Origin of the sequence: Cobetia sp. 3AK (assembly GCF_029846335.1) — a bacterium.
Taxonomy (GTDB): Bacteria; Pseudomonadota; Gammaproteobacteria; order Pseudomonadales; family Halomonadaceae; genus Cobetia; species Cobetia marina.
Genome location: NZ_JARWKR010000006.1, coordinates 325,392 through 344,943, shown reverse-complemented (window position 1 = coordinate 344,943; position 19,552 = coordinate 325,392). Strand labels below are relative to the sequence as shown.

The 19,552-nt window shown below is 64.0% G+C and carries 18 protein-coding genes; 13 read left to right on the top strand and 5 right to left on the bottom strand.

What is annotated here, in order from left to right; all coding sequences use genetic code 11:
* Window positions 1-220 precede the first annotated feature (220 nt).
* The 3 genes from QD228_RS11295 to QD228_RS11285 all read left to right on the top strand — a co-directional run bounded on the left by QD228_RS11295 (window position 221) and on the right by QD228_RS11285 (window position 2,751).
* Window positions 221-1,414: a homoserine O-acetyltransferase gene (locus tag QD228_RS11295; RefSeq protein WP_077379977.1), complete on the top strand. Its 1,194-nt coding sequence runs from the start codon at window positions 221-223 to the stop codon at window positions 1,412-1,414.
* On the top strand, window positions 1,407-2,021 hold the full coding sequence (gene metW / locus QD228_RS11290; protein WP_077379447.1) for a methionine biosynthesis protein MetW: 615 nt from the start codon (window positions 1,407-1,409) through the stop codon (window positions 2,019-2,021). The genes QD228_RS11295 and metW overlap by 8 nt, the downstream gene beginning before the upstream one ends.
* Before the next feature lie 235 nt (window positions 2,022-2,256).
* Window positions 2,257-2,751, top strand: a complete 495-nt coding sequence (locus tag QD228_RS11285; protein WP_279875594.1) for a hotdog domain-containing protein — start codon at window positions 2,257-2,259, stop codon at window positions 2,749-2,751.
* A 96-nt stretch (window positions 2,752-2,847) separates the two neighbouring features.
* Here QD228_RS11285 and QD228_RS11280 read toward each other — a convergent pair whose 3' ends face one another.
* Window positions 2,848-3,909, bottom strand: coding sequence for a ChaN family lipoprotein (locus tag QD228_RS11280; RefSeq protein WP_279875592.1), 1,062 nt, complete (start codon window positions 3,907-3,909; stop codon window positions 2,848-2,850).
* Window positions 3,910-4,109: 200 nt separating this feature from the next.
* On the opposite strand from QD228_RS11280, the gene QD228_RS11275 reads away from it, so the two are divergent.
* Window positions 4,110-4,484: a Rieske 2Fe-2S domain-containing protein gene (locus QD228_RS11275; protein WP_077379454.1), complete on the top strand. Its 375-nt coding sequence runs from the start codon at window positions 4,110-4,112 to the stop codon at window positions 4,482-4,484.
* A gap of 33 nt (window positions 4,485-4,517) precedes the next feature.
* Here QD228_RS11275 and QD228_RS11270 read toward each other — a convergent pair whose 3' ends face one another.
* Window positions 4,518-5,384 (bottom strand): DNA/RNA nuclease SfsA, encoded by an 867-nt coding sequence (locus tag QD228_RS11270; RefSeq protein WP_279855800.1) that lies wholly within the window; start codon window positions 5,382-5,384, stop codon window positions 4,518-4,520.
* Window positions 5,384-6,568, bottom strand: a complete 1,185-nt coding sequence (locus QD228_RS11265; protein ID WP_084209477.1) for an aminotransferase class I/II-fold pyridoxal phosphate-dependent enzyme — start codon at window positions 6,566-6,568, stop codon at window positions 5,384-5,386. The genes QD228_RS11270 and QD228_RS11265 overlap by 1 nt, the downstream gene beginning before the upstream one ends.
* Before the next feature lie 275 nt (window positions 6,569-6,843).
* Between QD228_RS11265 and dksA the strand changes: the two genes are divergently transcribed.
* From dksA to QD228_RS11220, 9 genes are all read left to right on the top strand, one after another.
* Window positions 6,844-7,281 carry an RNA polymerase-binding protein DksA gene (gene dksA, locus QD228_RS11260; protein WP_077379460.1) on the top strand — a complete coding sequence of 146 codons (438 nt, stop codon included), beginning with the start codon at window positions 6,844-6,846 and terminating at the stop codon, window positions 7,279-7,281.
* 136 nt (window positions 7,282-7,417) lie between these two features.
* Window positions 7,418-8,332, top strand: coding sequence for a tRNA glutamyl-Q(34) synthetase GluQRS (gluQRS, locus tag QD228_RS11255; RefSeq protein WP_279875589.1), 915 nt, complete (start codon window positions 7,418-7,420; stop codon window positions 8,330-8,332).
* Window positions 8,333-8,460: 128 nt separating this feature from the next.
* The gene (locus QD228_RS11250) at window positions 8,461-9,960 is read left to right on the top strand and encodes a sigma-54 dependent transcriptional regulator (protein ID WP_176503565.1); all 1,500 of its coding nucleotides are present in this window, start codon (window positions 8,461-8,463) and stop codon (window positions 9,958-9,960) included.
* Window positions 9,961-11,065: 1,105 nt separating this feature from the next.
* Entirely contained in the window at window positions 11,066-12,466 is a 1,401-nt protein-coding gene (gene pcnB, locus QD228_RS11245) for a polynucleotide adenylyltransferase PcnB (RefSeq protein ID WP_077379465.1), read from the top strand.
* 29 nt (window positions 12,467-12,495) lie between these two features.
* Window positions 12,496-12,993: a 2-amino-4-hydroxy-6-hydroxymethyldihydropteridine diphosphokinase gene (folK, locus tag QD228_RS11240; protein ID WP_136939433.1), complete on the top strand. Its 498-nt coding sequence runs from the start codon at window positions 12,496-12,498 to the stop codon at window positions 12,991-12,993.
* Window positions 12,994-13,174: 181 nt separating this feature from the next.
* Window positions 13,175-13,966, top strand: coding sequence for a 3-methyl-2-oxobutanoate hydroxymethyltransferase (panB, locus tag QD228_RS11235; RefSeq protein ID WP_279875587.1), 792 nt, complete (start codon window positions 13,175-13,177; stop codon window positions 13,964-13,966).
* Window positions 13,966-14,820 carry a pantoate--beta-alanine ligase gene (gene panC / locus QD228_RS11230; protein ID WP_176503562.1) on the top strand — a complete coding sequence of 285 codons (855 nt, stop codon included), beginning with the start codon at window positions 13,966-13,968 and terminating at the stop codon, window positions 14,818-14,820. The genes panB and panC overlap by 1 nt, the downstream gene beginning before the upstream one ends.
* 99 nt (window positions 14,821-14,919) lie before the next feature.
* Window positions 14,920-15,300: an aspartate 1-decarboxylase gene (gene panD, locus QD228_RS11225; RefSeq protein ID WP_077379473.1), complete on the top strand. Its 381-nt coding sequence runs from the start codon at window positions 14,920-14,922 to the stop codon at window positions 15,298-15,300.
* Between the two features lie 278 nt (window positions 15,301-15,578).
* Complete coding sequence (locus QD228_RS11220) at window positions 15,579-16,760, top strand: acetyl-CoA C-acetyltransferase (RefSeq protein ID WP_084209482.1); 1,182 nt, start codon at window positions 15,579-15,581, stop codon at window positions 16,758-16,760.
* Between the two features lie 112 nt (window positions 16,761-16,872).
* Here QD228_RS11220 and pnp read toward each other — a convergent pair whose 3' ends face one another.
* Both pnp and rpsO read right to left on the bottom strand, forming a co-directional pair.
* Window positions 16,873-19,026: a polyribonucleotide nucleotidyltransferase gene (gene pnp, locus QD228_RS11215; RefSeq protein WP_279875585.1), complete on the bottom strand. Its 2,154-nt coding sequence runs from the start codon at window positions 19,024-19,026 to the stop codon at window positions 16,873-16,875.
* A 247-nt stretch (window positions 19,027-19,273) separates the two neighbouring features.
* A complete protein-coding gene (gene rpsO, locus QD228_RS11210) occupies window positions 19,274-19,543 on the bottom strand; it encodes a 30S ribosomal protein S15 (RefSeq protein WP_065392421.1) in 270 nt (89 codons plus the stop codon).
* Window positions 19,544-19,552 lie beyond the last annotated feature (9 nt).

The window sequence follows — 19,552 nt, the reverse complement described above, 5'->3', positions numbered from 1 at the left end:
CCCCAGGCGCCCGCAACGGAACCTCCGCTGCGGGCGCCTGTGCTTCCTGCCCGCGCCACTGGCTCACGCGCGCCCGACGCTGTGCTAGAGTGATCCCTCGGCCGAAGCCAGAACCACGGTGCACGAGACGCCCACAAGGCGCATCACCGCGGCTTCGCGCCCCGGACACGGGCTCTGCCCGAACACTCTGCTGGACATGATGCTGGAAACCTTCACCACGATGCCTGATTCCCTTCCCCCGGATTCGGTCGGTCTCGTCACGCCCCGGACTGCCCACTTCGATACACCGCTGGAGCTGGCCTGCGGCAGACGTCTCGAACAGTACTCGCTGGTCTACGAGACCTATGGCGAGCTGAACGCTGACGCCAGCAACGCCCTCCTGATCTGCCACGCCCTGACCGGACACCATCACGCCGCCGGCTACCACGCGATGAGTGATCGCAAGCCCGGCTGGTGGGACGACTACATCGGCCCCGGCAAGCCTATCGATACCTCACGCTTCTTCGTCATCGCGCTGAACAATATCGGCGGCTGTCACGGTAGTACCGGCCCGACCTCGATCAACCCGGAAACGGGCGAACAATGGGGCCCCGATTTCCCGCTGGTGACCGTGCCGGACTGGGTCGAGAGTCAGAAGCGCCTCGCCGAACGTCTCGGCATCACGCGCTTCGCCGCGGTGGTCGGTGGCTCACTGGGCGGCATGCAGGCACTGCAGTGGGCGATGGATCATCCCGAGCGCGTCGGGCACGTCGCCATCATCGCCTGTACCCCCAAGCTCTCGGCGCAGAACATCGCCTTCAACGAAGTCGCGCGCCAGGCCATCCGCTCGGACCCGGAATTCCATGACGGCTGGTACTCACGCGTCGATGCCGTGCCCAAGCGCGGTCTCAAGCTGGCCCGCATGGTCGGTCACATCACCTATCTTTCCGAGCACTCAATGGGGACCAAGTTCGGGCGTGACCTGCGCCAGGACCGGCTCAACTTCGGTTACGACGTCGACTTCCAGGTCGAGAGCTATCTGCGCCATCAGGGCGACACCTTCTCCACCGCCTTCGACGCCAACACCTACCTGCTGATGACCAAGGCACTCGATTACTTCGATCCCGCCGCCACGGCCGGCGATGATCTGGCCGCGGCCATGGCACCGATCAGCTGCCCGGTGCTCGTCGTCAGCTTCACCACCGACTGGCGCTTCGCTCCTTCACGCTCGCGCGAGCTGGTCAACGCCATGATCCATGCCGGCAAGAACGTCAGTTATGCCAACATCGATTCTCCTCACGGCCATGACGCCTTCCTGCTGCCGGGAGAGCGCTATCAGGCAGTGCTGGGCAACTTCCTGACCCGCGCATACGACAAGGCCTGCAACGCAGCCTCTCCCCTGCACACCGCTCCCCAGGAGGCCAGCCATGCGTAACGACCTCGCCCAGATCCACGACTGGATTCCCGAAGGTGGCCGCGTGCTGGATCTCGCCTGTGGGGATGGCACCCTGCTGGCCTCGCTCAAGGAGACCAAGGGGGTGTTCGGCTACGGACTGGAGATCGATCCCGACAACATCAGCGCCTGCGTGGCGCGCGGCGTGAACGTCATCGAGCAGAATGTCGATGATGGTCTGGCCAATTTCGCCGATGACACCTTTGATCGCGTGGTGATGTCCCAGGCCCTGCAGGTACTGCGCCGCCCGGATCGTGCGCTGGAAGAGATGATGCGCGTCTCACGTGAAGCCATCATCACCTTCCCCAACTTCGCCTACTGGCGTCACCGCCTGCACCTGGGGCTCAAGGGGCGCATGCCGGTCTCCAAGTCACTGCCGCACGCCTGGTACGACACCCCCAACATCCACCTCTCGACCTTTGCGGATTTCGAGCGGCTGTGTCGTGCCCAGGGCCTCAAGATCATCGACCGCGCAGTCGGCAATGGCGATCACGAGCCACATCCGGCGGCGACCTGGTGGCCGAATCTGTTCGGAGAGGTGGCCATCTTCCGCGTCTGCCGCGACAACTGTCCGCCCGACAAGCGCTGATCACACTCGCCACACCGCCTTTGGAAAGACGGCCGACAGGGAGTCCCTGCCGGCCGTTTCGCGTCATGACGCCGTCAATTCTCCCCGCGCTCTCCCCGCGCCGCGATAGCGTTTCGCTATCCGGGCCATGCACAGACAGTCGCAACTAAAGTCTATATACTTTCGGGGTAAACGCAGCTGAGGATCACGGCTCGCACTTCCGGTGAGGTGCGCCGGCATCCCGAGGAGAGAGTGCATGAACTTCCATACCCGCAAATGGGTCAAGCCCGAAGACCTCAATCCCAACGGCACCCTGTTCGGTGGACGTCTGCTGGCCTGGATCGACGAAGAAGCGGCCATCTACGCCATCGTCCAGCTGGGGACTTCCCGCGTGGTGACGAAGTTCATGTCGGAGATCAACTTCGTCTCCAGTGCGCGCCAGGGCGATATCATCGAGCTGGGCATCACCGCCAGCGCCTTTGGCCGCACGTCCATCTCGCTGTGCGTCGAGATCCGCAACAAGATCACGCGTGAACGCATCCTGACCATCGACCGCATCGTGCTGGTCAGTGTCGATGCCGACTTCAAGCCGGTGCCCCACGGACGCACTCGTATCACGTATATCGAGGATCGCTTCCGCGAGCAGGCCGGCAGCAACGACAGCCAGTCCAATGACGCCGACGGGGATGCCACGCCGCAGAAAGCGGCCCGTCGTCGTGCGGAAGGCCAGATCGACGTCAAGAGCGGCTGAGCGCAGCCCGGCTGAGCGACGCGATGCAAGAACGCAAAAGGCACCTCACAGGAGGTGCCTTTTTTCATGCCAGCGTTGCTCGCCCGGCCCGCTTTCTCAGCCCGGCAGATCCGGCGTGGCGATATCCGCCGCCTCACGCAGTCCCGCGCAGGCATCCTCCGTCTGAGCGACGGCCGGGGTGAACCACACCAGGTCATACGCCGGGGCCGCCCCCGCACTTTCCGGAAGATAGTCATCGAGCTGGGTCAGCGGCTGACCTTCCTCCCCCCAGGCCACCGGCATCAGTGCGATGGAGAGCGAATCCCGGGTCAGCCAGCGCGGCACGCCGATATCGCGACGCGCATGGCCACTGCCGGCCACCAGCAACGCCGTGGCATCGCGATTGGCCAGCGCCTCGAGACGCTCCGCCATCTGCTGATCACGCGCCAGCTGGGCACGCAGCAGACCATCCAGGCGCTCTGCCCCCAGCAGACCACAGTGGCCTTCATCCAGCGCCTCGCGCTGCAGCCTCAGCACGGCCTCCGGCAGTGCTGGCGCCGTCTGGTCCTGGGCCATCACCGCGCGCACCTGCTCTCTGGTCAGACTGGCGGACGACAGGGGGGCGCCGCTGTCCAGCACACCACGCAACACGCTCGAGTAATCGGTGAATTTCCAGCGTGCATCCCATGCCAGCAGGCGCATCAGCTCCTCATCCGGCAGGCCCGCCACGGCCAGCGAGGTGCGATTGACCAGTGACAGCGCCGCATCCTGACGGGAATCCAGCATTTCCATCGCCACGCCACCCAACTGACGACGTGCCGCCAGTGCATCGATCAGCCAGCGCTCCAGCAGATGATGATCCGGGTTGTCGTGATGCTCTCCCAGCAGCACCAGCGGATGCGCCTGCGCCCAGTCCACCAGTGCCGCCGGTGACAGGCGTCGATTGCCCTGCGCCACGAGAATGCTGCCCAGCAACGGATGTGAGGCGTCGGGATCATGCCAGGCAGGCAAGGGCGGAAGCGGCCCCGGCGGCGCCTGAGCCGCCTGCAGCGCCCCGCTCCCCAGCAACGAGAGACCGCCGGCGCCGGCGACCATGCCAGCCAGCAACTGGCGACGCGTGAGGCCTGCCTGCCCAGCTGGGGCAGGACGGAGGAAGGCGGGACGATGAAATAGCGACATGAAGATAACCAGGCGTGAAGAAAGGCGATAATGGCCAACGGCGACACAGTCCATCGCGCACGGAAGGTCGAGCACTGCCAGCGGCAGCCGAGCATTCCCTGCTGGCCGTCATTGCCCCATGATACCCGATGCGAGCCCCCTGATGTCCGAACGCACCGCGTTCTTCACCAACGCCTCTCGCCCACTCAGAGGACACCCGCATGACACGCCGCCTGCTCCGCCTGCCACTGCCGGAGCTGCGCATCGGCTGCAGCCTGCCGATCAGGCTCGAGGATGGCCGCCCGGCCATGCTGATCCGGCTGGCCGATGGACTGCACGCCTATCTCGACGCCTGTCCGCACCGCGGCAGCCGCCTGATCGCTGACCCCGCCCATGACGAGCGCGAACACCGCGACCCCTATCTGGACGCCACCGGCGGACTGATCCTGTGTCATCGTCACCAGGCCTGCTTCGAGCCGCAGCAGGGCCTGTGCCTCAGTGGCCCCTGCACGGGGCAGCGACTGACCGCGCTGGACGTGACGATCGAGCGGCCTGACGGCTCGCCGGCGCAGCTGGTGCTGAAGAGTCGGCACTGAAGTGCCCCGCGATGATCAGAGTGAGCTCAGGCGTTACCCGCAGAAGCGCGCCTCGTGCAGCGGCAGCACCTCCTTGAGGGTCAACGACGCCTGCCAGAGCGGCTGCCTCGCGTCATCGTGACAGGGCGCCAGTGCGACCTGCATCCTCAGCGCCAGCACCTCGACACCGGCGGCCTGGGCCGCGGCGAAGGCCTCGGCATAGGCCGGGTCCAGGTGAGCCGCCGGCGCGACATCCTCGATGGCATCGTGCGCGACGCAGAACACCAGCACACAGCGATGACCGGCCGCGACCAGCGCGGCAAGACTGGCAAGGTGACGGCGCGCGCGCGTACTGACCGAGTCCGGAAAATACCCATGCCCATCCGACTCACGCAGGGTGAGCTGCTTGACCTCGACATAGATCGAGGCGGCCTGCTCATCGCGCGGCCATAGCTGGAAATCGAGCCGCGAGCGCTCCGCGACCTCACTGCCTGCTGGCATGACCTCGACCCGCGCCTCCCGCTCGATTCGCGCCAGATTCGTCAGCCCTCTCTCACGCAGCGCAGCATGCAGTGCAGGCGGGCACTCTGACGAGTCACCCTCCCGCAGGACCGCCTCGACATGCGCATTGGCACGTCCGGTATGCACCGCCACCAAGGCCTCACGCCGACCGCCAGCCCCGGGAGGGTCCAGGGGCAGGCGAATCAGCTCCCAGGTCCAGGCAAGCTTGCGCTTCGGGTTGTTGGACGGTGACAGCCATACCTCACAGCCTTCCACGCACACGGCACGCATCGAGCCGGTATTCGGACAATGCGCCGTCACCACCTCGCCTGCCCGTTCACCCTCGAGCAGCTCCACTTCAGCGAAGAAGCGCTTGTAGCGCCGGATCAGCCGACCACGATACAACCCTGTCAACTGCATCAGGCAGATGCTCCCGCCGGGGCAGCACGCCGCTCCAGGAAGCGCTCAAGTCTCGTCAGAGCTTCGCGCAGACGCGCCTCATCGGCCGTGAAGGCGATCCGCACATGGCGACGTCCATCTGCCAGCGCGAAATCAGTCCCCGGCGTGATGGCAACGTTCTCTTCCTCCAGCAAGGCACGGCAGAAGGCCTCACTGTCATGACTCAAGTGCGAGATATCCAGCCAGACGTAGAAGGCGCCCTGCGGGGGAACCGACGGTGCCAGCCCGAGACGCTCGAGTCCGGCCAGCAGCACGCCGCGCCGCGCCTCCAGCACCTGGCGGCGGCGTTCGAGCTCGGCCTCGCACTCCGGCGTGAAGGCCGCCAGCGCCGCATGCTGCGCGGGGGTGGAGGCGGCCAGGAAGACATTCTGGGCCAGGCGCGACAACGGCTCGACCGCCGCTTCCGGCGCCACCAGCCAGCCCAGTCGCCAGCCGGTCATGCCGAAATATTTCGAGAAGCTGTTGATCACGAAGGCATCCGGACATTCCGCCAACGCCGTATGTGCAGGCACGCCATAGGTCAGGCCCTGATAGATCTCATCGACCAGCAGGTGAGCGTCTCGGGCTCTGCACAGCTCTCCCAGCGCCTGCAGCTCCTGTGGCGACAACACGTGCCCGGTGGGATTGGAAGGAGATGCCACCATCACCGCACGGGTGTTCTCGCGCCAGACCTCATCGGCAAGCTCCGCGGTCAGCTGCCAGCCGCTCTCGGCGCTGACAGGCACCACGTCGAGCTGGGCATCGACCAGCCCCATGAAATGGCGATTGCACGGGTAGGTCGGATCCGCCATCAGCACGCTGTCACCGCGCTCGGCACACAGCAGGGTGGCCAGCAGCAGAGCGCCAGAGGCGCCGGGCGTGACGATGATGCGCGAGGGCGAGACCGTGACACCGTGACGGCGCTGGTAGTCTGCCGCGATGGCGTCGCGCAGCGCGGGCAGGCCACAGGCGGGCGTGTAGCGAGTCTGGCCGGCGGCCAATGCCGCCTGGCCGGCCGCGATCACCGGCGCGGGGGTCGGGAAGTCGGGTTCGCCCACTTCCAGATGGATGACATCATGCCCGGCAGCCTCTCGCGCCTGGGCGGCTTCCAGCAGCGTCATCACGCGAAAGGCGGCAACGGATTCAAGACGGCGGGCAAACTGCATGATGGCACTCCTCGTGACGGAAGCTTCATTCTAGGCACCTGCCAAGGCCCATTCCCACCCCCTTTTCACAGGAAAATGCATGTTTGCGTGGACAGGCCTGTTCATGAGCCGGCACAAACTATCGTCGGAGTTCGGTTGCAAACTTGTCATTTTTACGCTAAATAAGCTGATCTTCTCGCGAGGGCAGCAGTCAGGACAGCCCCCTCGCCGTGGCCAAGGAGGCAGTGCAACAGACTGTCGACGGCCCAAGTCACCTTGCGGAATGAGGCGGTCCCATGCCAGTAGCTGAAACCAAGCCGGAAGCGCTTAAGAAATTCACCCCGTACGAGCCGGCAGCGGGTGAAGAGTACATGAACGAGAAGCAGCTAGCGCACTTCCGTCAAATCCTGCTGGACTGGAAACAGGAGCTGATGGAAGAGGTTGATCGCACCGTGCGTCACCTGCAGGAAGATGCCAACAACTACGCGGACCCTGCAGACCGTGCCACTCAGGAAGAGGGCTTCAGTCTCGAACTGAGAACGCGTGACCGCGAGCGCAAGCTGTTGAAGAAGATCAACGAGACCATCGAGAACATCGATGAGGACGATTACGGCTTCTGCGAAGCCTGTGGCGTCGAGATCGGTATCCGCCGACTGGAAGCACGCCCGACCGCGACCCAGTGTGTCGACTGCAAGACACTGGCCGAGCTGAAGGAAAAGCAGCTGGGCCGCTAAGCCCCGCTGTCGGTGAACCGACGGCCCGCCGTCGACCTCATCCCCCATACGGGCACCCTCCTTGGAGCGGTGCCCGTATGCGTTGGGGTCCGGACAGCCAGACATTCCCCCAATCACGGACGCCGGAGCCCTACCGATGCCCACCGCCTACCGTGGCCGTTTTGCCCCGACCCCCTCTGGCCCACTGCACGCCGGTTCACTGCTGGCGGCCGTGGCCAGCTACCTGGATGCCCGGCATCACGCTGGCCAATGGCTGGTGCGCATCGAGGACATCGACCCGCCACGCTGCCCCGCAGGCAGCGCCGACACCATCCTGCGTCAGCTGGAGGCCTTCGGGCTGCACTGGGACGGCGCGGTGCGCTATCAGAGTGATCGCCATGCCGCCTACGACGAGGCGCTCGCGAAGCTCAAGGCCACGGGTATCGCCTATCCCTGTAATTGCTCCCGCAAGCAGTGGCGGGACTTCGCGGTCTACCCGGGCTGGTGTCGCGATCGCGATGAGCCACCCGCTGGCGAGCACGCCTGGCGTCTGGACGTGCGAGCGGCAGAGCGCTTCGGTGGAGCCGGCGCCATCGCCGGCTGGCACGATCGCCTGCAAGGCCCGATCCAGCAGGAACTGGCGGCACTCGGCGACGTGGTACTCAAGCGTCGCGATGGCCTGTGGGCCTATCAGCTGGCCGTGGTGGTGGATGACGCCGAACAGGGAATCACCGACGTCGTACGCGGCCTGGACCTGCTCGACAACACGCCCTGGCAACGCCTCCTGCAGGCGTCCCTTGGTCTCCCCACACCGCGCCTGACGCACCTGCCGCTGATCACGGCCGCCAATGGCCAGAAGCTCTCCAAGCAGAATCTGGCACCGGCCCTGCCGGAAGACGCCAGCGCGATTCGAACGCTGCTGCACCATACCCTGACGCTGCTCGGTCAGGCGCCGCCACCGGAACTGGCGACCGCCAGCCCCGCTGAGCAACTCGCCCACGCCATTCCTCGCTGGTCACTCGCGAACGTTGGCGCGGCCCAGTCACTGCGCATGGCCACGCCATTTCCATGACGACCAGGCCAGCCACGATTGTCGGATTGCCAGCCCACGGGGAACAGGGGAGACTTTGTACGAGATAGCCAAGGCATCAGCGCCATCTCATTTCTTCACGCACTCCATCAGGCGAGCGATAGCATTCCATGGCCCGGATTCTGATCATCGAAAAGGAAGGTGCCACACGCACTGCCCTTCAGCATCTGCTGGAGCGCGACGGGCACGGCGTGGTGCATGCCAATGGACTTGAAGACGCCTGTCGTCAGAAACCCGGCGAGTTTGCACTGGTCATCTGCGATGTCGCGCTCGCCGGAGAACATGCCAAGCCCGTTCTCGAGGCCAGCCACCCTGCCCCGGTGATCCTGCTGGCGGATCCCCCCAGCCTGCATGGCGCCATCGCCTGCCTGAAAGCCGGCGCCGCGGATTATCTGCCCAGACCCTTCGATCAGGAGGCCTTCGCGCGCAGCGTACGTGAGGCGCTGGCCTTGCCGCGCAATGACGATGCGCCGTCCCCCTCCTCGCGCCCCTCCTCTCATTCCGGAGCCACCGGCTCGCAGGTCGAGATGATCGGCCACTGCCGTGCGATGCAGCAGGTCTATACCCGCATCCGCAAGGTGGCCCCCGCGGATGTCACCGTACTGGTACTTGGCGAATCCGGCACCGGCAAGGAGCTGGTCGCACGTGCGATCCATCGCCAGAGCGGACGGCATCAGGCACCGCTGATCTGCGTCAACTGTGCCGCCATTCCGGAAACCCTGATCGAATCCGAGCTGTTCGGGCATGAAAAGGGCGCCTTCACCGGCGCGACGAATTCACGCACCGGCCTGATCGAAGCCGCGGATGGCGGCACCCTGTTCCTGGATGAGATCGGGGAACTGCCGCTGGATGCTCAGGCTCGCCTGCTGCGTGTCCTTCAGGAGGGTGAGATACGTCGCGTCGGCGCCATCGAGACGCGCCATGTGGATGTCCGCCTGATCGCGGCCACTCACCGCGACCTGCACCGCCTCTCCGCGACCGGCGAATTCCGCCTGGATCTCTATTATCGCCTCAACGTCATGGAGATTGACCTGCCTGCGCTGCGTGAGCGGGGAGATGACGTGCTGGAACTGGCCGAACACCTGCTGAAGGGCATCGCGCGCCGGCATGCCCGGGAGGGGATGCGGCTGTCACAGCGTGCCCGCCAGGAAATCCATCAGTACGGCTGGCCCGGCAATGTGCGCGAGCTCGAGAACGCCCTGGAGCGCGGCGTGATCCTGGCAGACCGTCGGATCATCGCCCCGGAAGACCTGGGCCTGCGCGCCGAGCATGTCCTGCGAAGCGATACTGCTGACGGCCGTCCACAGGAACCCCTCGCCCACCAGCCGCCTCCCGTCACCTCAGCACCGCGTCCGCAGGCTGAAGGTGCCTCTCCGGCACGGGAGACCGCCCCCCCTCGACCCGCGCCTCCCCTCGCCACCCCGACACCGGAAGAGGAAGACCTGTCCCTCGAGGACTACTTCCAGCATTTCGTTCTCGAACATCAGGACCACATGAGCGAAACGGAGCTAGCCCGTCGACTCGGCATCAGCCGCAAGAATCTGTGGGAGCGCCGTCAGCGGCTGGGTATCCCGCGCAAGAAGGCACGCCGTGGCAGCGCGACGTCCTGAGGCATCATCAGCACATGTCTCCCTCAAGCAGGCGCATGGGCAGGCTCACGATCACCAGCCGACCTGCGGGCTCCCCATCCGTATTGCACCAAGCGGGTGCTCGCCCCCACGACTCACCTGGCCGTCTTCGAGACATCAACACTCAAACCCTTCAGGACTCGGCAGGCTGCCTGCCGGCCTCGCTAGACTTTAGTGCCGAATCCATGCCGGAAAACACTTCCCAATCATTAGCTTGCGAGTCACTCCGTTAGACCTTCGCACCAATTGTTACCATCGACCCCAAACAGTGCCCCCATCCAGCGCGGTAATGGCCACGTCAGGTAACACCTCAGCCTCACCTACGCCTCACGTCTCAGCGACCTATGTCTAAATGACTGAATTACGTGTTTTTTTTAAGCTGTGGCACATCCGATGCAATAACACGGTCAAGAAAAAGAACAACCGGAAATACGAAGCGCGTCCAACAACAACAAGATTGCGCAAGGCTTCGAAAACCCTCGACACCAACAACAACAAGATTCGTCGAGCGAGTGACATTGATGATGACAGGCAAGCACGGCCGAGATTCATGGCCGGATGCTGGAGCCACAACAAGAACAAGCGGCCGCACGTCATCATCCGCCGAACCAACAACAACAAGATATCGGCAGTCCGGAATCTACTGACCAGGACGCGACGAATCCGGCCTCGAGTGCCAACAACAACAAGATACTCGACCCCGGATCACCCCCGACCCAACAACAACTCGCGGGGGGAGGCTATTCAGCCGTCGGTGAATGGAAGATTGTTTTGAATACGAGATGGTCACTGAACAGACGGTCAGATAACAACAATAGCTTCATCTGTCTGCGTGATTGGCGACTGTGGTGCGTATTCAAGGCGATGCGCCTTCACGAAAAAGAACATCTGCTCAAGGATGCGTGTACTCTACCTGAAAGGGAGACCGAGAAATCGGTCTCCCTTTTTCCTTGCCCGAGAGGCATTTCTTCCCTCATCAGGCACCTTGAAGTGCAGTCTCGGCCCATCAGTGGCAGACCGGCGCTTTGCCAAGGTATCTGCCCTCCGCTACACTGGGCGGCCTGCTACGCACGAGTCGAATCGCTGCATGTTCAAAGGATTTACCCGCTTTCTCCAACGCCCCGGTGACCGCTTGAAGACGCTTTTCAATGCAACTGACGCGCCCGAGGCCACCCTGCCCAGCCTGCGTGTGATACCGCGGGATGAGCATCCCGTGTCCCGCCGCCAGCTCAGCGAAAACGCGCTGAAGGTGCTCTATCGCCTGCAGAGCGGCGGCTATCAGGCCTATCTGGTCGGTGGCTGCATCCGTGATGCCCTGCTCGGCGAGCGCCCGAAGGACTTCGACGTGGCGACCAACGCCACGCCGGAACAGGTCCGCGAGCTGTTCCGCAACGCACGCATCATTGGCCGACGCTTCCGCATCGTGCATGTACGCTTCGGCCGTGAGGTGATCGAGGTCACCACCTTCCGTGGCAAGCCTGCCGACAGCACGCCGAGCCAGCATACCCAGCAGTCGGAAGATGGCATGCTGCTGCGCGACAACGTCTGGGGCTCCATCGAGGAGGACGCGCTGCGCCGCGACTTCACGATCAACGCCCTCTACTACGACGTGTCCGACTTCACGATCCACGACTGGGCGCATGGCGTGCGTGACATCGAAGCGCGCATGATCCGCCTGATCGGTGACCCGGAAACGCGCTATCGCGAAGATCCGGTCCGCATGCTGCGGGCGGTCCGCTTCGCCGGCAAGCTGGACTTCGACATCGAGGAAGCCACCGCCGAACCGATGTACGAGCTGGCACCGCTGCTGCTGCAGATTCCGCCGGCACGCATGTTCGAGGAAGTGCTGAAGCTGTTCATGTCCGGCTACGCTCTGGAAACGTTCCACCTGTTACGTGAGTTCGGTCTATTCCAGATGCTGTTCCCGGAAACGGAAGAGAGCTTCGCGCACTATCACTGGTCCATGCCGCTGATCGAGAAGGCGCTGGCGAGCACGGATGATCGTATCCGTGACGACAAACCGGTCACGCCGGCCTTCCTCTACGCTGCGCTGCTGTGGCCTGGCGTCAAGGCACGCACCGACCAGCTGGTCGCCAGTGGCATGCCGGACATCCCGGCCGCCCACCAGGCGGCTCAGCAGGCGATCGCCCGTCAGCTCAACCACACCTCGATTCCGAAGCGCTTCAGCATCCCGATGCGCGAGATCTGGGACATGCAGGCCAAGCTGCCGCGTCGCCGTGGCAAGCGCGCCTTCCAGACCCGCGAGCATCCACGCTTCCGCGCCGCCTATGACTTCCTGCTGCTGCGGGAATTCGCCGGCGAAGTGAAGCCGGGACTGGGCAAGTGGTGGACCGACTTCCAGGAAGTCGATTCCCGTGCTCAGGTCGCCATGATCGAAGGCGTGTCCGATGAGGGGCCGGCAGGCAGCAAGCCCGCGGGCACCAAACGTCGCGGCAAGCGCCGTCGCAATGGTCGTGGACAAGGCTGAGCACTGACGTGCCGACGCAGGAACCTCGCATGACTTCGACAGCCTTGATCGGCCTCGGTGCCAATCTTGACGATCCGCGCGCTCAACTCGAGCGCGCACTTGAGGCGCTGGACCGCCTGCCGCTGACCCGCTGCACGCGCCACTCGCGCCTGTATGCCAGCAAGCCGGTCGGGCCTCAGGATCAACCTGACTTCGTCAATGCCGTCGCCGAGCTCACCACACGCCTCTCCCCCCTGGCGCTGCTGGATCAACTGCAGGCACTCGAACAGCAGCACCGTCGCGTACGATTGCGCCACTGGGGGCCTCGCACCCTGGATCTGGACCTTCTACTGTTCGATGATCGCTCCATCACTACCCCGCGCCTGTCAGTGCCGCACCCCGAGATGCTCACACGAGGTTTCGTGCTGCGTCCACTGGCGGACCTGCTGGGCCCCGTGCGCGTTTCCTCCCTGAGCGAAGATGACCTGGAGACGCTGGCACAGCGGGTTGAAGGAGATGACTTGCTCCCCCTCGGGCCTCGGGAGTAGAGTTTCGCCACATTGTTACCGATGCGCCCACTGATCGTGGCTCGGTAACACTTTCTGGTAACACCGGCTCGTCCTGTCAGGTCGCGCACATGGCTCCCCGCCTGCGACGATCCTGGCCACGTCGTCCGTCCGACGCCACGGACACGACAAGGCACACGCGCCGCAACGAGTACGCTTCCTGATGAAAAACGTCACCCTGAGCACCCTGCGCCGCCTCAAGGCCGACGGTGAGACGTTCAGTTGCCTCACTGCCTACGACGCGACCTTCGCCCACCTCGCTGGAGAAGCCGGCATTGAAGTACTGCTGGTCGGCGATTCCCTCGGCATGGTCCTGCAAGGCCACACCAGCACCCTGCCTGTCACCATCGATGACATCTGTTACCACACCGCGGCCGTCGCGCGTGGCAAGCAGGGCAGCCTGGTCATGGCTGATCTTCCCTTCATGAGCAATGCTAGCACCGAGATACTTCTCGACCATGCCGCACGTCTGATGCGTGCCGGTGCCGAGATGGTGAAGGTGGAAGGCGAAGCCTGGCTCGCCGAGGCCGTCACGACCCTCGTCCAGCGTGGCGTGCCGGTCTGCGTGCACATGGGCCTGACGCCGCAGCATGTCCATGCCTTCGGAGGCTACAAGGTGCAGGGCCGCGAGGAAGCGCGCGCCACGCAGATGATCGCCGACGCCCGCACGCTTGAAGCCGCCGGTGCCGCGATCATTCTGCTCGAGTGCGTGCCTGCCGAGCTCGCCGCACGCATTCGTGATGCGGTCGAGGTGCCGGTGATCGGTATCGGCGCAGGCGTCGAGGTGGACGGCCAGATTCTGGTCATGCATGACATGCTCGACCTGACACCGGGCCGCAAGCCGCGCTTCGTCAAGAACTTCATGGCTGAGGCCAGCAGCGTGCAGGACGCCTTCGCTGCCTATCATCGGGCCGTCAAGGAACGCAGCTTCCCGGCAACGGAGCACACCTTCTGATGGAGACCCTCACTCACATCAGCGCCCTGCGCGAGCGCCTGGCCGAGGTGCGCCGCAAGGGCCTGCGCATCGCGCTGGTGCCCACCATGGGCAATCTGCATGCAGGCCATCTGTCCCTGGTGCGCGCGGCACGCCGACAGGCGGACTTCGTCGTCGCCAGCATCTTCGTCAACCCGCTGCAGTTCGGGCCGGGCGAAGACCTCGACAGCTACCCGCGCACGCTTGTCGATGACCAGAACGCATTGACCGCAGAGGGCTGCGATCTGCTGTTCGCCCCGTCGACAGCGGAGCTGTACCCCGAAGGGCGCACCGGACTGTGCAACGTGCAGGTCCCGGGGGTCTCCGAAGGCCTGTGCGGTGGCAACCGACCGGGACACTTCGATGGCGTGGCCACCGTCGTCAGCATCCTGTTCCATCTGGTGCGTCCCGATGTCGCCTGTTTCGGCGAGAAGGATTTCCAGCAGCTGGCGGTGATCCGCAAGCTCAATCGTGATCTGCACTTCGGGATCGAGATCCTCGGCGTGCCCATCGTGCGTGCCGAGGATGGTCTGGCACTCTCCTCGCGCAACGGCTACCTGAGCGCCGAAGAACGCGCCATCGCCCCTCGCCTTGCGCAATGCCTGAATGCGCTCAAGGACAGCCTCGAAAGTGGCACCGCGCCTGCCGAGGCCCTGCGCGTCGCGCTGGCCGCCATCAGCGAGTGCGGCTTCAAGCCGGACTATCTCGAACTGCGCCGCGCCGAGGACCTGGGCCCGGTACAGGACGACACCCGTGATGCCGTGATTCTGGTCGCGGCACACCTGGGACGTACCCGTCTGCTCGATAACCTGAAGGTCGCCTTGCCGGTGGCCTGATGCCTGAATAGACTGCGCCGCCCTGCCTTCACGACCGTGTCCCGCGTTCCGGTCATCAAGGCCTCCTGCGCCCGGCGGCGCTCAACCGGAGATATCCCGATGCAAGCCATCATGCTCAAGGCCAAGCTACACATGGCCCGCGTGACCCATGCCGTTCTCAATTACGAAGGCTCCTGCGCCATCGATGGTGACCTGCTCGACATGGCAGGCATCCGTGAGTACGAACAGATCCAGATCTACAACGTGGACAATGGCAAGCGTTTCACCACCTATGCCATCCGCGGTGAAGAAGGTTCGAAGATCATCTCGGTGAATGGTGCCGCGGCCCACCAGGCCGACGTCGGTGACCGCGTGATCATCTGCGCCTTCGCCAACTATGCAGAGAGCGAGCTGGAGGCCCACAAGCCCTCCATGGTCTATCTGATGGAAGGCAATGAGGTCAGCCACACGGCCAACGCCATTCCGGTGCAGATGGCCTGATCGCCGTCCTCCCACGGCAATGAAACACGCAACGACGACGCCAGCCCCGCGAAAGCGGAGCTGGCGTCGTCGTTGATGGCCACGCAAAGGGCGCCCCCCGGAGCACGTATGGCAAATGGCTGACAGACCCACGACGCTTTGACGATTGCCGCATTGCACAACACTGCCTTATGCTGGAATCTCGCATCAGCAAGGCTGCAAGCCCTCTACCCGATTCGACAGTGCAGGGCGCAGCGTCTTTGACTCAGACAGTCTCGCGAGAGAACAGGAGCGTTCAGATGCAAGATGTGGTGATCGTAGCAGCTCGTCGTACCGCCGTAGGTGCCTTCGGTGGCAGCCTCGCCGGCATTTCCGCCGCTGACCTCGGGGCACATGTCATCAAGGATATCCTCGCCAGCACAGGGGTGAGCGGTGATCAGGTCGACGAAGTTCTGCTCGGCCAGGTGCTGACGGCAGGCTGCGGCCAGAATCCGGCTCGTCAGACCGTCATCAAGGCAGGCTTGCCGGAAGGCGTGCCGGCGATGACCATCAACAAGGTCTGTGGCTCTGGCCTGAAGGCACTGCATCTGGCCACCCAGGCCATCCGCTGTGGCGATGCCCAGCTGATTCTGGCCGGCGGTCAGGAGAACATGTCACTGTCTCCTCATGTGCTGCCCAACTCCCGCAATGGCAAGCGCATGGGCGACTGGAAGGCGATCGACACCATGGTCCACGACGGACTTTGGGATGCCTTCAATGATATCCACATGGGCATCACCGCCGAGAACCTGGCAGAGAAGTACGAGATCACCCGCGAAGCGCAGGATGCCTTCGCTGCCGCATCCCAGCAGAAGGCCTGCGAGGCCATCGAGGCGGGCCGCTTCAAGAGCCAGATCGTTCCGGTCGAGATTCCGCAGCGCAAGGGCGACCCAATCGTCTTCGACACCGACGAGAACCCGCGTGCCGGCACCACTGCCGAGAAACTCGCCGGCATGCGTCCAGCCTTCAAGAAGGATGGTACTGTCACCGCAGGCAACGCCTCGGCGCTCAATGATGGTGCCGCCGTGGTCATGCTGTGTTCCGCCGACAAGGCCCGCGAACTTGGCCTGACGCCGCTGGCGACCATCAAGGCGTACTCCAACGCCGGTGTCGACCCGAAGATCATGGGCATCGGGCCGGCTCCCGCCACCCGCCTGTGCCTCAAGAAGGCCGGCTGGAGCCTGGAAGATCTCGATCTCGTCGAAGCCAACGAAGCCTTCGCCGCCCAGGCGCTCTCCGTCAACAAGGAGCTGGGCTGGGATGTCGACAAGGTCAACGTCAATGGCGGTGCCATCGCGCTGGGCCACCCGATCGGGGCATCCGGCTGCCGTGTACTGGTCACGCTGGTACACGAGATGATCGCCCGCGATGCCAAGAAGGGTCTGGCGACCCTGTGCATCGGCGGCGGCCAGGGTGTCGCACTGGCCATCGAGCGCAGCTGATCGCTCACGGATGATCTCCCGCTGCCCCCGCGATCACGGGCACCAGGAGACAAGAAAGCCCCCGCCAGTCCTGCTGGCGGGGGCTTTTCATTGGGCTGAGGGGATGGTGGCCTTACTGGCCGTCTGCCGCCTCAGCAAGCTTCTCGGCTGCCTGACGTGCCACGAAAGCCGCCTTCTCTTCCTCGCTGATCTCCTTCAGCGACAGCTTGACGCGATTGCGGTTGTCGATGTCGAGCACCTTGACCACGACCTCATCGCCTTCATTGAGATAATCGCGCACGTCATTGACGCGCTCCTCGACGATCTGGGAGATATGCAGCAGGCCATCGGTGCCCGGCATGAAGGTGATGAAGGCCCCGAAATCGGCGATGCGAGCGACCTTGCCGGCGTACAGCTTGCCGATCTCCGCCTCGGCGATGATGCCCTCGACATAGTGAGCGGCCGCCTGGGCCTGGGCCTTGTGCTCGGCATAGATACGCACGCTGCCGTCATCGTCGAGATCGACATTGGCACCGGTCTCTTCACAGATCTTGCGAATGGTCGAGCCACCCTTGCCGATCACGTCACGGACCTTGGTCGGCGCGATCTTCAGCGACAGCATCGCCGGGGCGTTGTCGGACACCTCTTCGCGGCTACCCTTCAAGACAGCGTTCATCTGCTCGAGAATGGTCAGGCGCGCCTCAAGGGCTTGCTCCAGCGCCTGCTCCATGATGGCCTCATCGATCCCCTCGATCTTGATGTCCATCTGCAATGCCGTGACGCCCTCTGCCGTCCCCGCGACCTTGAAGTCCATATCCCCCAGGTGATCTTCATCCCCGAGAATGTCGGTCAGCACGGCCACGCCGTCGGCATCCTTGACCAGCCCCATGGCAATCCCCGCCACCGGCGCCTTGAGCGGTACCCCGGCATCCATCAATGCCAGCGACGCACCACACACGGACGCCATGGAGCTTGAACCATTGGACTCGGTGATCTCGGAGACGACACGGATCGCGTAGGGGAAGTCCTCGACGGTAGGCAACATCGACTCGATCCCACGTCGCGCCAGACGCCCATGACCGATCTCGCGACGTTTGGGAGAACCGATGAAGCCCGTCTCGCCGACACAGTAAGGCGGGAAGTTGTAGTGCAGCATGAAGCGATCATGCTTCTCACCTGACAGTCCCTCCACCAGCTGGGCGTCACGTGTGGTGCCCAACGTTGCCGTCACCATGGCCTGTGTCTCGCCGCGCGTGAACAGCGCAGAGCCGTGGGCCTTGGGCAGGACGCCAACGGCGATGTCCAGCGGACGCACGGTGCGTGCATCACGACCATCGATGCGCGGCTCACCGGCAATCACGCGCTGACGGACGATGCGCTTCTCCAGTGCAGCGAAGGCACTGGCCACCGCACTTGCCTCGAAGCGTGCATCCCCTTGCGTCTCCAGCGCCTGAATCGCCCGAGCCTTGAGTGATGCCAGCGCATCCTGACGCTCCATCTTGTCATGCAGACGGTAGGCCTCACCGATCTCCTCGCCCACCTCACGCGCCAGCGCCTCCATCAACACACTATCGTGCGTCTGGGCGACCCAGGACCACTGGGGACGATTGACCTTGGCAGCAAACATCTCGATCGCCGTGATCACCTTCTGCATCTCATGATGGCCGTAGAGCACCGCGCCCAGCATCTCGTCTTCCAGGAGTTCCTGCGCCTGGGACTCGACCATCAGCACTGCCTGCTCGGTACCTGCCACCACCATGTCCAGCTCGGAGTGGGCAAGCTCGCTGTAGCCGGGATTCAGGAAGTAGCCCCGTTGCTCACTGAAGCCGACACGCGCTGCTCCCACGGGGCCGGCAAAGGGCACACCCGAGATGCTGAGCGCCGCCGAGGTACCGATGAGCGCCGCGATATCCGGATCGACATTGCGCTCTGCCGACATCACCGTGCAGACCACCTGCACCTCATTCATGAAGCCTTTCGGGAACAGCGGTCGGATCGGGCGATCAATCAGCCGTGAGGTCAGCGTTTCCTTTTCCGTCGGGCGCCCTTCACGCTTGAAGAAGCTGCCGGGGATGCGGCCGACCGCGTAGGAGCGCTCCTGATAATGCACCGACAAGGGGAAGAAGGACTGTCCAGGCTTGGCGGACTTGCTGGCCACTACCGTGCACAACACCGAGGTATTGCCCATGGTCACCATCACGCTGCCGGTGGCCTGACGCGCGATGCGACCGGTCTCGAGCGTGATGGTGTCATTACCGTACTGGAAGCTGTGCGTAACCGGGTTCACGGCGCATGTCCTTTAGTCTGATGTCGTCGATGTCCGGCGCTCATGGTAATGCGCGGCGCAGACAATGAAAAGCGAGTGAGTCTCACGCAGCATGCGGGCTGCAGCCGGATCGGGAGGCGATTGCCCGCCCGCTTCTCCCCACGGTATCAGGCACAAAAAAACCGACACCGCCCGCAGGCAGTGTCGGTTTTCCTGTGCCCACCGGGGGCCCGCCATGCACCGGAATGCATGGCGGCAACATCGCTGATTAGCGACGCAGACCCAGACGCTGGATCAGAGCGGTGTAACGCTCGAAATCCTTGCGCTTGAGGTAGTCAAGCAGCTTGCGGCGCTGGTTGACCATGCGGATCAGACCACGACGGGAGTGGTGATCCTGCTTGTTGGCCTTGAAGTGGCCCTGCAGGCCATCAATGTTGGCGCTCAGCAGTGCAACCTGAACTTCCGGGGAACCGGTGTCGTTCTCGCCACGGCCGAATTCGCTAACGATCTCAGCCTTCTTCTCAGCGGTAAGTGCCATCTGTCTCTC